The organism is Gallaecimonas mangrovi, assembly GCF_003367375.1.
GTDB lineage: Bacteria > Pseudomonadota > Gammaproteobacteria > Enterobacterales > Gallaecimonadaceae > Gallaecimonas > Gallaecimonas mangrovi.
This window is the reverse complement of record NZ_CP031416.1, coordinates 2287757-2302393: the sequence shown is the minus strand read 5'-3', so window position 1 is coordinate 2302393 and position 14637 is coordinate 2287757. Positions and strand designations below refer to the sequence as shown.

Genomic DNA, 14637 nt, shown 5'->3' with positions numbered 1-14637 from the left:
CTTCTCAAACAAAAAATAGGAGAACCTTATGCTTTGGTTCCTTCTCGGCGTTGTTACCCTCATCGCCGGATACTTCATCTACGGAAAAATCATCGAGCGTATCTTCGGCATTCGGCCTGCACGGCCAACCCCCGCCATTGCGAATAATGACGGTGTGGACTATGTGCCGATGTCTACCAAGAAGGTGTACCTGGTGCAGCTTCTTAATATTGCTGGCCTTGGCCCTATCTTCGGTCCCATCTTGGGTGCCCTTTACGGTCCCGTTGCTTTGTTGTGGATTGTGCTTGGGTCCATTTTCGCGGGCGCCGTGCATGACTACTTCTCAGGCATGATGTCGGTTCGTGCTGGCGGTGCCTCGGTGCCAACGGTGGTAGGCCGCGAGCTTGGCAAAGGTGCCAAGCATTTTATGAACGGTTTTGCCGTTATCCTGCTGCTGCTTGTCGGGGTGGTATTCACCTTGGGGCCAGCCAAGCTGCTGGGTAACTTGTCAGATACATCAGTACCGGTGTGGGTGGCGATTATCTTCGGCTACTACATGCTGGCCACCATTGTGCCCATTGATAAAATCATCGGCCGCTTTTACCCCATCTTCGGGGCGCTGCTGGTGTTCATGTCTTTTGGTCTGCTGATTGGGCTTATTGTCAGTGGCCACAGCTTCTATTCTTCCGGCGTGAGCCTTGAGAATATGCACCCCAAAGGCCTGCCTATCTGGCCGCTGCTGTTTATTACCATCGCTTGTGGCGCCTTGTCAGGCTTCCACGCTACCCAGTCGCCACTGATGGCGCGCTGCGTTGAAAACGAAAGCAATGGCCGCTTTGTGTTCTACGGCGCCATGATTGGTGAAGGGGTTATTGCCATGATTTGGGCAACCCTTGGCATGTCTTTCTATCACAGCCCTGAAGAGTTGCAGGCTACCTTGGCCTCTGGCGGCCCTTCGGCGGTGGTAAACCAAGTGTCTACCTCCCTGCTGGGTTCGGTGGGCGGCGTACTGGCCATTTTGGGTGTGGTGGTGCTGCCTATTACCTCGGGTGACACCTCTTTTCGCGCTGCCCGGTTAATTTTGTCTGATTTCTTAAACTTTGACCAAAAGCCCATCATCAAGCGCTTGCTGATCGCACTGCCTTTGTTCGCAGTGGGCTTTATTATCAGCAAAATGGATTTTAACGTTATTTGGCGCTACTTCGGTTGGGCCAACCAAATGACAGCGGTGATGATGCTGTGGGCCGCAGCCGCCTGGTTGCATCGCCAGGGTAAATTCCACTGGGTGTGCACCATTCCGGCGGTCTTTATGACCGGGGTGGTGAACGCCTACCTGTTCTCTGCTGATATTGGTTTCCATCTGCCACTGTCGATAGCGGGCCCTATTGGTATTGCCTCATCCTTGGTGGTACTGGCGTGGCTGCTGTTGCGCAAAAAGCCAGAGCTGGTGGACGACGACGAACCGGAATCCCCAACCAGTCAAGCGCTACCCGATAACGCTTGATGTTAAACCGGGCCTAGGCCCGGTTTTCTTTTACCTTTCAAACTGTTTTGGCCAATCTGCAGCATTGAGCACTTGGCCTTCTTCTTTTACCTTCGCCAAGGCGGTGATATCCAGTTGCTGGGTTAGCCACTGGCTACTGGCGGGGATCAGCTCCTGGGATTCGGCCAAAATGCCGTTGTCGGGCAAGCCATAGTCAGGGGCGGTAAAAAAGCCGGCTTTGCCCTGATTTTTAAAGATGGCGGGGGCATAAGGCGCTTCACCAACAATCGGGCTTTGCACCACCAGAGTTTGGTTTTCAAGGGCGCGGGCCTGGCAGCCAATACGTACCCGGTGAAAGCCTGCTAGGGTATCGGTGCAAGAAGGCACCAATATGAGCTCGGCGCCGTGGTCGATAAGGTGGCGCGACAGCATCGGAAACTCCACGTCATAACAAATCTGTACGGCAAATTTCAGGCCGCGAAAATCCAGCACCGAGGGCGGCTCGCCAGGGCTTATCTGCCAGCGCTCGTGTTCAAAGCGGGTCATTATTTGCTTGTCGCTATAGCCTTTTACCTCGCCGCCTTCCAGGTACCAGGCGCGATTAACCACGCGGCCATCGTCTAATTGCCACGGAAAACTGGGGGCAATAATGCCTTTATTAAAGCCCCCCGACAGGGCGCGGTAGGTTTCCACAAAAAGCCCTCGCTGCTGCTGCATGGCATTCAGGCAGCGGCTTAAGCTTTTGGCGATGCGGCCCGGTTGCCAAGCCAGCATTTCAAGGCTGGCATATTCGGGGAACAGTAATAAGTCGCCGTCCGCTTTTGCCACTAACTGCGCTTGCTTGTTGGCCCAATCGGCAAGGGTGCTTGGCTTTTCAACCCGGTACTGACAACTGGCAATACTCACCATGGCTGAACACCGAGATAATTGATTTTCATAGCCTTACCTCCAGCGTTTACAATTGGCTCTCAGCATAAATCCTGGGATCAGTGAATGGCAAAAAGCAGGCGTGGTTTTTTCGGTTGGGTTTGGTTTGTGTTTTGGCGCTTGCTGGTTGTGCTGGCGTTGCTGCTGTTGTTATTGCGCTTTGTCCCGCCACCGACCACCGCCTTTATGCTGCAAAGCCCTTACCCGGTAACCCAGCATTGGGTCAGCATCGACAGCCTGCCGCCACAAATGCCGCTGGCGGTAGTGGCATCTGAAGATCAGCGCTTTCCCAACCATTTCGGTATTGATTTTACCGCCATCAGTAAAGCCATTGACCAGTTTGATGACGGCGATGGCCTGCGCGGCGCCAGTACCATTACCCAGCAAACCGCGAAAAACTTATTGCTGTGGCCAGGGCGCAGCTTTATCCGCAAGGGCCTGGAAGCCGCCTTGGCGGTGAGTCTGGAAGCTATCTGGGGTAAAAAGCGCATTTTAGAGGTGTATTTAAACGTCGCTGAATTTGGTAAAGGCATCTATGGCGTGGAAGCGGCCAGCCGCCACTACTTTGGCAAATCGGCCCGTTATTTAACCACGGATGAAGCCGCCAGATTAGCGGTGTTACTGCCAAGCCCGCGTAGCCGCGACCCTAACCATTTAACCCCTTACCTTCGCCAGCGGGTGAGCTGGGTAGAGCGGCAAATGCGCCAGCTCGGCGGCGGCTATTTAAAAGCGATATTGCAATAAAAAAAGCCCGGCTATTGGCCGGGCGTTTTTTTATGACTTAGTTCGTCATCGCTATGGCTGCTGCTCTGACTTCGTCCCAGTAATCTTGGAAGCGAGCACGGTTGGCAACGTTTGGTTGGGTGCAGGTCAGCACCGTACCGAAAGTATCTGACTCATGGTAGATACTGTAGCCACAGGTGGTCAGGCCAAAAAGTTCTCGGCCGGTCACCGTGAAGATCATTTCCGGATCTTGGTGAAGTTGGTAATTCATATTGATGATGTTGCCATCTGTTGTAGCTGACGCGAGGTGGAATTCACGCAGGCCGTGTATACCGCCTAATACCCAGGCATCATTCATCTGGATACTCCAGTTTGCATCCCGGAGGATGCTTCCCCTGCCTGTGGTATTGGTGGCGCCAAGGTTGTTTATTTCAGCATTGCCAAGGGCATTGAGCCGGCCCATGGCGAGCATATTGAGGTCGGCGTCTCTGGCGTTTTGATATACCTGCCAGCATCGGTTTGCATGAACAAACTGATTAGCGGCTGGCAGCCGGGGTAAAATATCCACAAAAAATTGTGCAAAGTTGTTATACATAAATCGCTCCTTGATGTGTGTTGGGCATGTCCATTGCCTGACTCTGATTTTTCGCACTCAGATAACAGTAGGGGAATTTGAGGGTTGTTCCTGCATGACGCCAGTTTTTTTGTTTTAGTTTGAAGCGAGCACACAAAAAACGGCTTTCAGCGAAAAGTTGGCACAAAAAAAAGCCCGGCTATTGGCCGGGCAGGGGTTATTGACGCTGCGCTGCCGTTAGCGGTTCACCTTCTTTGGGTAACCTGGCTTTTTTGCGGTAATGCTGGGGTTTTACGCCAAACAGCTCACCGAGGGTGGCGGCGACAAAGATAGACGACCAAGTGCCGACCATTATTCCCACAAACAGGGTGAGGGCGAAGCCAAAAAGCGGCGGGCCGCCGAGCAGTAAAATGGCGCCAGCCGTAAAAAGCGTGGTACCAGAGGTAACCAAGGTACGGGAAAAGGTAGAACGGATAGCGTTATCAACGCAGCGCGCCACCGGCATTTTTTGGCGGCGGCCCAGGTATTCACGCAGCCTGTCGGCCACCACAATAGAGTCGTTCACCGAATAGCCCATCACCGCCAACAGGGCGGCCAGTACCGTTAAGTCAAAGCTAAAACCACATAGCGAAAACACCCCGAGTACCAAGATAATATCGTGCAGCAGTGCCAGTAAGGCCCCGGTTGCCAGCCGCCATTCAAAGCGCAAGGCAAGGTAGGCGAGAATGCCAAGGGCGCGCGGTGGCAGGGGCTGCATCGCCTTAAATCTTCGCTATTTATTTTTTGCGCTGGCTTCAAGGTGGCGTTTTAGCGCGGCGGCAAGTATTTGTGGGCTTAACAGCTGCGGCAAAATATGTGGCGCACCTTGCTGGTCGTAGAGCACATAAAGTGGCACCGTGGTGCGGTGAAACCCGGCCAAAAAACGGCGAATCACCGGGCTCTGACTAGTCCCGTCACCTTTAAGGTAAGTCACATCATACAGCGCGAAAAGGGCGCGGGTTTCTTCACTTGATAAGGTGGTACTTTCGTTCACTTTGCAGCTAATGCACCAATCGGCGGTGATGTTGACCAGTACCGGCCGGTGCTGGCTTAAGCGCGTTTTCAAGGTCGATTCATCAAAGGCTAGCGACTGTGGCGGTGAGGCCTGGTGCCAAAGTGGCAAAAGCGCGACAACCAGCATCGGTAGCCACGCCAGCCACCGACAAAGCCGCCATGGCAGCAGCCAAATAGCAACACCCACTACCCAGGTTGCCAGAAGACCAAAGGCTTGGCCATTGAGGTTGTTGAGTACCCAAAGTAGCCAAATGGCACTCAGTAGCAATGGCAAGGCCAACACCACATAGGCTTTTGTTATCCACGGCCCCGGTTTGGGTAGCCGGCTATGAAGAGCGGGCAGCTTATTAAGTAGCAGCATTGGCAATGCAAAGCCGACCCCAAGTGCGCTGCACACCGCTAGCAGTGGCCACAGACTTTGGGTGAGATCAATGCCTGGGTTGGGCAGTAAAGCCGTGCTGGGGCTTGCCACGACAACGGCCAGCAAGCCGGTTAAAAACGACGCCAGCGGTTGCTGGCGCAGTAGCCGCTGGCTAACGCCTTTAAAGGCGTTCCGGCCTACTTTACCGATAAGCCCCAACCCGAGGATGGCAAAAATACTGGCCTGCAAAGCGACCCATACCGGGGATCGCCAGTTAAAACCCCAGTCTGGCGCTTCGCTGCCTTGGTGTAGTAACCACAGCGTAAGGGTAAGAGCCCACAGGCTAATCAGTACCCCGGCAAGATAGCCAAAGCCCGGGTCTCTTTTACATTTCAGCGCCTTAATAACCAGTACCGGCAATACCCAAGGCACAAGGTTAAGCACAAGCCCGCCAGCAAAAGCCATAAGGCAGATAAGCCAAAGGCTTGGGTAACGGGCGGCAGTGTCGGATGCGGCCATGGTAACCAGTAAGGCTTGGTCGGGGGTAGTCAGCAGCACCTTGGGAGCGGTAGGCAGTTGGTTGAAATAGGGGCTTTTGGGTAAGGATATCAGCAAGGTATCGCCTTGCCATATTTGTTGTGGTTGGGCGTTGTTATCCACCAAGTTGTTGCTGGTAACAAAGACTTGCGTGGGTTGGCCTGCCAGCTCAGGCACCTTTAGCGAAAAGGACACCACGTCTTTTTCGATTTGCATTTTGCCCCTGCCAGGCAAAGGCGACGGCAGCTTTGCCAATGCCTCGGCAAAAAAGCCGCTGTTGGCGCTTTGAATAGCGCTGCCAGCGGTAAGCGGCAGGGTTAATAGCGCCTTTTCTGGCAGGCAGGTTTCTTGGCAGACCAGCCAAGACAGCTTGGCTTTTAGGGTTAGATTGCTGGCGTTTTCGGGGGGCGTAAGTTGCACCAGCAGGCTTGATGGACCCTCGAAACCGAAATGTGTTTTGCCCGCTATGGTAATGGTTTTCGGCACTTGCCAATGGATAGCACCCGCTTTCCAACCATCAGGCAGCTGCCAATCAAGATGCGGAGCAAAGCCCCAGTTGCCAGGGTTTTGCCAATGGGTGTACCAGTGCGCATCAGGACGAAAATGCACCGCAACCCAAAAGGATTTACCGGGGACAAAGGTGCTTAGGTTGGCTTTGAGAGCAACAGTGGTATGCGGGCGGTTGATTGGCTCTGCCTGGCTGGCACCGCTCAGCAACAGCAGTAGGCAAAAAAGGAAGTGAAGGGCAGGCCGCATCGGGTCCTCGGCAAAGACAAAATCAGCATTGACAGGGTATCAGAGCGACACAATATCTCGCCTTGTCATAACAGTGCTTACTTAGCTAGGTGCTGCCTGGTTAAGCCAGTAGTAATCAACCCCGGCGTGTTGGGCGTAACGGTTGTCTTTTATAAAGCCTAAGCGCTGATAGCAGCGCACGGCGGCTTGGTTGCCTGGGTAAACATTAAGGCCAAAGGCCGTGGTGGGGGCGGTACTGAGCAGTGCCCGCACCCATTGGTTACCCAAACCATAACCGCGAAAGTCGGGGCGGATAATTAACCTGGACAGGTGCAAGCGGCCATGGCGAGGGGCGATTTGCCCAAAGGCGACCCATTGCTCGTTCACAAAACCAGCATAGCTTTGCCCTTCCTTAAAGCCTAAATCGGCCAGTTCAAACCCCGCCTTAAGGTTTGGGCCGGCCCAGCGTTCCAAGGCTTGCGGGCCTTGCAGCCAGCTTTCCAGAGTGCGGCACAACGAAGGGCTGGCAAGGAGTGAAGAAAGGACTAAGGTCACGGTATAGAAAGGCCTGTAATGAGAGGCGAGGTAACATCATGGCGGTCTTTGCCGGGAATGACAACGGCCTAGAGAGGGAATAAAAAAGGGTGCCAATGGCACCCTTTTTTAACTATGGGTGGTTAGGTAGAGCGTCTTTTAAACAGGTGACATCCTTACAAAACTGATGTTCTTTTCCTTTAATCACCGTTACGGCACCTTCTTCACGGGGCCAGTCTTTGGTGACATCACCTTCTTGGTCAACCACTATCCTAAACGGGTATTTTTTCATCTTTGGCTTGGCAAAGAGTTTGTAAACCAAACCGGGCATCTTCGATATATCGGCGACATAGAGCACACCGGCTTTGGCCATGGTGTCCGCTTTATCTTTGCCAAAGGCCTCTTTGATGAGGTCGTTGGCGTCCATGTCGGCGGCGAAATAAATGGCTTTGGCATCCCCAGGAACCTGAGTTTTGCGATCAAACTGGTCATTTAAGGTAGCGGCCTGGGCAGCCAGGCTGAAAAGGGCTACCAGAAACAAGCAACTGGCACGCATAGGTTCTCCTTATTAAACAAACTACTTAGAGATTAACTCTGCATAAATGACCATGGCGTTTAATCAGGGTCAAGTAACTTTGCTTAAAGGTGGAAGCCAGAACCCATAAAAAAAGACCGGCAAGCCTTATTGACGGTTGGGGCTTACCGGGTCCAGGGAGAGAACTTAAAAATGCACGGGTATCGCTTGCCGTGCATTTTTTATGACCGGAGCATCGTTAATAAGTTCATTTATTGACATCAAAACTTTTGTGTTTGTTTTTTAGCCGGTTAGATAAGCTTCTTGACAAGTCCGATGAGTAAACATAAATTTTAAACACCTGTTTGATACTGGTGTTTGCCATGACCCGTCGCCCCGATACCAAAACCCGGATCCTTGATGTAGCTGAGCAGCTGTTTGCCGAGCATGGCTTTAACGACACCTCCTTGCGTCTTATTACCTCTGAAGCGGAAGTCAATTTGGCCTCCGTGAACTACCATTTTGGTTCAAAAAAGGCCCTGATCCAGGCGGTGATCGCTCGCTATTTGGATGCCTTTATGCCGGCCTTAAAGGCAGAAATGGACGGGCAATTCGCTAAAGAGCAGGTGCAGATGCAAGAGGTGTTTGGCGCTTTTATCGGACCGCTGTTGGCGTTGGGGGAGTTTCGGCCCGGCGGTACCGGCACTTTTATGCAGCTGTTGGGCCGTGGCTACACAGAGAAACAGGGGCACCTTCGCCGTTTTATCACCAGTCAATACGGTGAGGCGTTGGGGGCTTTTATGGCGGTTGTAAAAAAAGCGACACCAGGCATCCCCGACAACGAGGTGTTCTGGCGGTTGCATTTTACCCTGGGCACCGTGGTGTTCACCATGGCGTCCAGTATGGCGCTGACTGAAATTGCCGAAAGCGATTTTGGTGAGCAAAACAGTATTGAAAGCCTCATCCACAGGCTGGTGCCGTACCTTGCTTCAGCAATGACAGCGCCATTGCCCGCGGCTGTGGGTAATTCACAAGATGCAGCTTAACCAATAAAGAGGAAAGGAAAATGGTATTCCTGTTGCTGATCCTGGTGGCGCTTGCCGTGATCCTCGGGGTCCCGGATATCCGCCGCAATCTCATCACTAAACCCATCTTTGGCATCTTCAAAAAGATCTTGCCGCCATTATCGCAAACCGAAAGGGAAGCGATGGAAGCGGGGGATGTTTGGTGGGATGGCGACTTGTTCCGTGGCAAACCTGACTGGAAAAAGCTACTGGACACCAAACGTTCCGAACTCACCAGCGATGAGCAGGCCTTCTTGGACAACCAAGTTGAGACACTGCTTAAGATGCTGGATGATTACAAAATTGTTCATGAAACCAAAGACATGCCTAAGGAAGTGTGGGACTTCCTGAAAAAAGAAGGCTTCTTTGCCATGATCATCCCCAAATCCTTTGGGGGCCGTGAATTTTCGGCGGTGGCCAACTCGACCATCGTCTCGCGTATTGCCACTCGCTCGCTGTCTTGTGCGGTCACCGTTATGGTGCCTAACTCTCTGGGCCCGGGTGAGCTGTTGATGCACTACGGTACCGACGAGCAAAAAGACCGCTGGTTACCGGGTTTGGCTAACGGTACCGAAGTGCCCTGTTTTGCCCTGACTGGCCCGGAAGCGGGGTCTGATGCTGGGGCAATTCCTGACGAAGGTATTGTTTGCAAAGGCGAATTTGAAGGCAAAGAAGTGCTTGGCATCCGCCTTAACTGGAACAAGCGCTACATTACTCTGGCGCCGGTTGCCACCGTGCTGGGGCTGGCCTTTAAGCTCAAAGATCCTGAAGGCCTGTTGGGTGATAAAAAAGAGCTGGGTATTACCTGCGCCCTTATTCCGACCAGTCACCCCGGGGTGCGTGTTGGCGACCGTCACTTCCCGCTGGGCTTGGCGTTTATGAATGGCCCCACCTTTGGTGAGAATGTCTTTATTCCTATCGACTGGATCATTGGCGGCCCTGACTTTGCTGGCCGTGGCTGGCGGATGCTGGTGGAATGTTTATCAGCAGGCCGGGGTATTTCCCTGCCGGCCCTTGGCACCGCTACTGGCCATGTATCAGCGCGTATGACCGGGGCTTATGCCTATGTACGCCGTCAGTTTGGCCTGTCTATTGGTCGCTTCGAAGGTATTCAAGAAGCCATGGCCGAGATTGGTGCCGACACCTATGTGCTGGAATCGAGCCGCCGCCTGACGGTAACGGCCTTGGATATGGGCCTCAGCCCGTCGGTTATCACCGCCATTGCCAAGTACCACATGACCGAGCGGGCCCGTAAGGTGCTGGACCACGCCATGGACATTCATGCCGGTAAAGGTATTCAGTTCGGCCCGCAAAACTACCTTGGCCACGGCTATTTGGGTATTCCGGTGGCAATCACTGTTGAAGGCGCCAATATCCTGACCCGTAACTTGATGATCTTTGGTCAGGGTGCGACCCGTTGCCACCCTTACGTTTTTGCTGAAATGGAAGCGGCGGCTAACCCCGATGCCAGTGAAGGTTTGAAAGCCTTCGATAAACTGCTGGTTAAACATATCGGCTTTGGCATGGGCAACTTCTTTGGCTCCTTGTTCCAAGGCCTTACCGGCGCTGCCTTTAATAAAGCGCCTGTCTCTGGCGAAACAGCGCGTTACTACAAGCAGCTGTCACGGATGTCGAAAGGCCTGGCACTGTGCGCGGATATCTCCATGCTGATGCTGGGCGGCGATCTGAAACGTCGCGAGCGTTTGTCAGCGCGGTTAGGCGATGTGCTTTCCAGCCTTTATTTGGCGTCAGCCGTGCTTAAACGCTATGAAGACGAAGGCCGCCAGGTTGCCGATTTGCCTTACGTGCATTACAGCCTGCAAAAGCTGCTGCATGAAATTGGCGTTGCCTTTGACGGCTTCTTTGCCAACTTCGACAGTCGCTTTATGGCGGCAGTACTTAAACGCGCTATCTTCCCGTTCGGTAATCACTACAAAATGCCGTCCGACAAGATTGGCGAGCAAATTGCCGCGGCGCTGATGCAACCGGGTGTGGCCCGTGACCGTTTGACCCATTTGGTGTTCATTCCCGATGAAGAGAACGACGCCATGGGCGTAATGGAACGTGCCTTCCTGGCGATGGTAGGGGCTGCCGGCATTGAGAAAAAAATCATCAAGGCCCAGCGCGCCGGCACCATTGCCAAGCGTATTCCCTTCAACCAAGCCATTGAACTGGCCCTGGAAGCGGCGGTCATTAGCCAGGAAGAAGCTGAGCAAATTCGCCACGCCGAAGCACTGCGCTACCAAGCTATTCAGGTTGACCATTTCGCCCCTGGCGTGTTGGAAGGCCAGGGTGTGTCCTCCGAGGGGGCAAGCCCGTCTAGTGCGGCGTAACGCCACTTGTTGTTAAAAGGCCGCCTACGGGCGGCCTTTTTGTTGCCCTGTGTTTAAGCAAAGCCTTGGTATACTGGCGAAAAGTTTGTTCAGGAGGCCCGGATGGCCCAGCTGTTAATTGATCTGCGCTCCACCACTCTTAGCCATGACGAACGCCAATGGTTGGCAGACCCTGCCTGCGCGGGCCTGATTTTATTTAGCCGAAATTACGACAACCCTGAGCAGCTTAAACAACTGATCTTGGACTGCCGCACCGCCGCCGGTAAGCCAATCTTAGTGACCGTTGACCACGAAGGTGGCCGGGTACAACGCTTTCGCCGCGGCTTTAGCCGCTTGCCCGCCGCCGGTAGCTTGCTTGCCCTGGCCGGCAACAACCAGGTGGTTGCCCAATACTTGGCGTGGTGCTGCGGCCTGGTGATGGCAGCAGAGCTTATCGAGGTCGGTGTCGATTTGAGTTTTGCGCCAGTGCTGGATTTGGGCGTAAACCAAAGTGTTATTGGTGACAGAGCCTTCGGCGCTGACATTGCTACCGTTACCCAATTGGCACGGGCCTACGCTAAAGGCATGGAAGCGGCGGGGATGGCCAGCTGCGCCAAGCATTACCCGGGCCACGGCCAGGTAAAAGAAGACACCCACCTGCACCAAGCTGTTGACCCAAGGCCGTTGGCAGACATTGCAGCCCTTGACGAACAACCCTTTAAAATACTCATCAAAGAAGGGATTCTCGATGCTGTTATGCCAGCGCATGTAATTTACCCGGCGCTAGACAATAAGCCGGCGTCGTCTTCGGCCAAGTGGTTAAAATACCGCTTAAAAGGTGAGCTTGCCTTCAGTGGCTTGCTGTTTTCCGATGATTTGAGCATGAAAGGTGCCCACAGTCTGGGTAGCCCTGCCGAAAGGGCGTTAGCGGCCAGTGATGCAGGCTGCGATCTTTTATTGTGTTGTAACGAACCGGCCAATCATCCCGCTATTTTACAGGCCTTGGCCGGGCAAGGGGCGGTTGAGTTTAATGCCTTAAGGGCAGGGGCGATGCAGGTTAGCGCCCAGACTTTGGCCCGGGCTCAGTCATTGTTGGTTTCTATTACTAAGCCAGTTGCTTGATTGCGGGCTTGAAACAGCGCGCCATCGGCCATGTCTATCAGCTTGTCGTATGGCAGCGCCTCTTTAAATTTTAAACAAAAGCCGCCAACGCGGACCTTAAGCGGGGCTGCGGCGACTTTTAGGTCAGTCATCAAGGCGCTGACCAAGGTGTTAATGGCTTGGGGGCCGGTGCCCGCCACGGCCACCATCAATAACCGGGTTGAAAGCTGCACAAAAAGCGTATCCGGCATGCCATGGCTGATAGTGGCGCGCAGCTCGGCTAACTGCGGTTCGGTGATAGGCTCCTGGCCCGAAAATTCCCATAACAACACCGTTAAATAGCTACCGGCCTGGGCCTGCTGGTCCGCCATAGCAGCAAGGGCGGTTTTGCCGCGTTTTTCGTCCTGCCAAAGGCTGTGTTTTTTGCGCTGCCACTCAATGGGGGTAAACAGCTGTGTGGCCTGTTGGCGCACCAGTAGCGCGGCAACAAAAGAGGTAAAGCGGTGCAGATGGGTGAAGTATTTTTCCATCCACACTTTGTCTATGTTGCCCGTCACCATTAACGCGCCGCGATTAAGGCCCTGATCTTTTAGCGGCAGTGCCAAAACGCCAGCCTCTTGGTCGTAAAAATGTTGGCCATCACGCAGCACTTGTTGTGCTTGCAGCGTGCTCCAAAGCGGCCAAACCTGCTCGGACGTGGGCCAATGGGCTTTTACTAACACCTGCTCAAACAAGGTAACGCTCTTTACCCCAAGCTGGCGGCCAATCAGGGTAACGGCTTGCTGCAGGCCGCGGTCGAGCTTTTCATAAGGCTGCTCCAGCAGGTTGGCGGCCAACTCGCCCATCATAATCGCCAGGTCGTTTTCCTGGCGCAGCGCCTGGGTTTGTTCTGCCACCTCTTTTTCTAGCAGCTGGTGCTGGTTATCGAGCTGCGCTTTTGACTCAGCCAGTGCTGACAGCTGCTGCTCACGCTCGGCTGATAACTGATTAAGGGCGTTAATCAGGGTGCTGAGCTCGTCATTTCGCTGCGGTTTACGGGCCAGGGTAAAGCGGCTTTTATGGTCTTTTATTTGCCCGGAAATATCTTCAAGGTGACGGGTTATCATGCGGTTAACCAACACCACCAACAGCATCGATACCAAAAAGGTTCTCACCCCCTGCGAGAGTACCAACACCTCGGCGTGTTGCCACAGTTCGTCATAGATACGCTGGTAGCTCACGCCAATATCCAGTTGCCCAAGCTCCTGGCCGCCGCGGCGCACCGGGATCACAATGCTGTTATCACGGGTGTTGGGATGGCCGATGGTGGTAATGGAGCCTTCGCTGGTTACCAGGCGTGCCGACACCACATCCGGAATGCGGGTGATACCCAAAAGCTGCAGCTCAAGCTGCGGTTGGTCAAGGTCCCATACTGCCTGTTGAAGGGCGGGCATGACGGTGGTTTCTACACGTTTTACCCGTTGCTGTAGTTCTGACATTTCCTGGTCATAGCGGGCATAGAGATTAACCAGCACAAACAGCAGTGTCAGCACCGAAGAGTAGAGCATGACTGTCCACAAAAAACGGGTACCCAGCGGAACGCGCTTTAGGCTCATGGTGTGGCTCTCAGTTGCAATTCAAAGTGGTGAGGACCTTGGTAGGGGGTATGCACTTTACTCATGGCTCGGAAGTTTACCTTTGACCAATCCTGTGATGCCACCATGTTAAAAAGCGGTGTGCCGGGGATCAGTAAATGATAAAGCGGCAGGTGGAGCACGAGGCCATCGTCGTTGGCAAAGTCAAAGCCATTTTGGTAATCAACCAATAAGGCCAGTGCTAAACCCGGTGCCATAAAGGCGCCGCCGGCCAAGGCCGAGATCTCGCCGGAGCGGCGCAGCCTTAACGCTTTTGCCGAGCTGGCAAAGGTACCGACTAAAACGTCTTTGCCCGGTTCAAGGCCGGCTTGGCGTAGGGCATCGATAGCCCCAAAGGCCATGTTGTCATCCGCGGTCCAGACCACGCGCAGATCAGGGTAAAGGCCCAACAGCTGCATCATTTGCCGGTTAGCTCTGGCTTGTTGCCAAAAGCCATAGCGCAGCGCCATGAGTTTTAGTTTGTGGTGGGTTCGGGTGGCCCATAACAAACCGGCTTGGCGATTAAGGCCCGCCGGGGTTGAGCGGTCACCGGCGATGGCAACCAAGGGCACCGTTTTTTTATCGGGGAGCATACCAGAGAGGGCGCTGGTTAATTGCTGCCCGGCTTGCAGGTTGTCTGGCACCAAGATGCCTAGCCAATAAGGGTAGCGCTGGCGTGGTACGCCCAGCTTTTGCTGCTGGCGCTGATCTAAGTCGTTCAACACCAGCATAATGGGGATCTTGGCGGCATTGAATTTTTTAACCAGCTCAACCCCAAGGCCATTCTCGTTAACGGCTAACACGTAATCGGGCGGGTTGGGCCGCTGGATGAGCCAATCGGCGAGGTCGAGCATTTTTTTCTCATCACGGTCGCAATGTACAATTTCAACCTGCACATCCAGATCGCTGGCGGCTGCAATCAGAAAGCTGTCGACATTTTCCCAATAAGGCTCGTTGGCATAACCGGGGCTCAAAAACGCCACCCGGGTTACCGCATGTGCACCCAGAGAAATGCTAAAGAGGATGAAAACAAGAACAAACCGCGCCATGGCAACCCTTTTTTATTTACAGGCATTTTACATACATGCCTCGCCGCTAAAAGCGCCATTCCTTTGTTTATTCAGAAT

Annotated in this window: 13 protein-coding genes; 5 read left to right on the top strand and 8 right to left on the bottom strand. The window is 53.7% G+C overall.

The window, feature by feature from the left end; all coding sequences use genetic code 11:
• The first annotated feature begins 28 nt into the window (after window positions 1–28).
• Window positions 29–1483, top strand: coding sequence for a carbon starvation CstA family protein (locus DW350_RS11005; protein WP_115718919.1), 1455 nt, complete (start codon window positions 29–31; stop codon window positions 1481–1483).
• 30 nt (window positions 1484–1513) lie between these two features.
• Here the strand turns inward: DW350_RS11005 and DW350_RS11000 are convergent, their stop codons facing one another.
• Window positions 1514–2371 carry a carbon-nitrogen hydrolase family protein gene (locus DW350_RS11000; RefSeq protein ID WP_115718918.1) on the bottom strand — a complete coding sequence of 286 codons (858 nt, stop codon included), beginning with the start codon at window positions 2369–2371 and terminating at the stop codon, window positions 1514–1516.
• An 84-nt stretch (window positions 2372–2455) separates the two neighbouring features.
• Here DW350_RS11000 and mtgA point away from each other — a divergent pair, with 84 nt between their 5' ends.
• On the top strand, window positions 2456–3133 hold the full coding sequence (gene mtgA / locus DW350_RS10995) for a monofunctional biosynthetic peptidoglycan transglycosylase (RefSeq protein ID WP_115718917.1): 678 nt from the start codon (window positions 2456–2458) through the stop codon (window positions 3131–3133).
• Window positions 3134–3170: 37 nt separating this feature from the next.
• Here the strand turns inward: mtgA and DW350_RS10990 are convergent, their stop codons facing one another.
• The 5 genes from DW350_RS10990 to DW350_RS10970 form a co-directional block, all read right to left on the bottom strand.
• Window positions 3171–3707, bottom strand: coding sequence for a hypothetical protein (locus tag DW350_RS10990; RefSeq protein WP_115718916.1), 537 nt, complete (start codon window positions 3705–3707; stop codon window positions 3171–3173).
• Between the two features lie 196 nt (window positions 3708–3903).
• Window positions 3904–4443, bottom strand: coding sequence for a protein translocase subunit SecF (gene secF, locus DW350_RS10985; protein ID WP_115718915.1), 540 nt, complete (start codon window positions 4441–4443; stop codon window positions 3904–3906).
• A gap of 15 nt (window positions 4444–4458) precedes the next feature.
• Complete coding sequence (locus DW350_RS10980) at window positions 4459–6393, bottom strand: protein-disulfide reductase DsbD family protein (protein WP_115718914.1); 1935 nt, start codon at window positions 6391–6393, stop codon at window positions 4459–4461.
• An 81-nt stretch (window positions 6394–6474) separates the two neighbouring features.
• On the bottom strand, window positions 6475–6927 hold the full coding sequence (locus tag DW350_RS10975) for a GNAT family N-acetyltransferase (protein ID WP_115718913.1): 453 nt from the start codon (window positions 6925–6927) through the stop codon (window positions 6475–6477).
• 112 nt (window positions 6928–7039) lie between these two features.
• Window positions 7040–7462 (bottom strand): hypothetical protein, encoded by a 423-nt coding sequence (locus tag DW350_RS10970; protein WP_115718912.1) that lies wholly within the window; start codon window positions 7460–7462, stop codon window positions 7040–7042.
• 341 nt (window positions 7463–7803) lie between these two features.
• On the opposite strand from DW350_RS10970, the gene psrA reads away from it, so the two are divergent.
• The 3 genes from psrA to nagZ all read left to right on the top strand — a co-directional run bounded on the left by psrA (window position 7804) and on the right by nagZ (window position 11918).
• Window positions 7804–8466, top strand: a complete 663-nt coding sequence (gene psrA, locus DW350_RS10965) for a TetR family transcriptional repressor PsrA (RefSeq protein ID WP_115718911.1) — start codon at window positions 7804–7806, stop codon at window positions 8464–8466.
• 20 nt (window positions 8467–8486) lie between these two features.
• A complete protein-coding gene (locus DW350_RS10960) occupies window positions 8487–10817 on the top strand; it encodes an acyl-CoA dehydrogenase (RefSeq protein ID WP_115718910.1) in 2331 nt (776 codons plus the stop codon).
• Window positions 10818–10919: 102 nt separating this feature from the next.
• The gene (gene nagZ / locus DW350_RS10955; RefSeq protein ID WP_115718909.1) at window positions 10920–11918 is read left to right on the top strand and encodes a beta-N-acetylhexosaminidase; all 999 of its coding nucleotides are present in this window, start codon (window positions 10920–10922) and stop codon (window positions 11916–11918) included.
• On the opposite strand, the gene DW350_RS10950 is transcribed toward nagZ, so the two are convergent.
• Both DW350_RS10950 and DW350_RS10945 read right to left on the bottom strand, forming a co-directional pair.
• Entirely contained in the window at window positions 11879–13492 is a 1614-nt protein-coding gene (locus tag DW350_RS10950) for a hypothetical protein (protein WP_115718908.1), read from the bottom strand. The two genes, nagZ and DW350_RS10950, sit on opposite strands and share 40 nt — an antisense overlap.
• Complete coding sequence (locus tag DW350_RS10945) at window positions 13489–14559, bottom strand: ABC transporter substrate-binding protein (RefSeq protein WP_115718907.1); 1071 nt, start codon at window positions 14557–14559, stop codon at window positions 13489–13491. Before DW350_RS10945 ends, DW350_RS10950 begins: the two co-directional genes overlap by 4 nt.
• Window positions 14560–14637 lie beyond the last annotated feature (78 nt).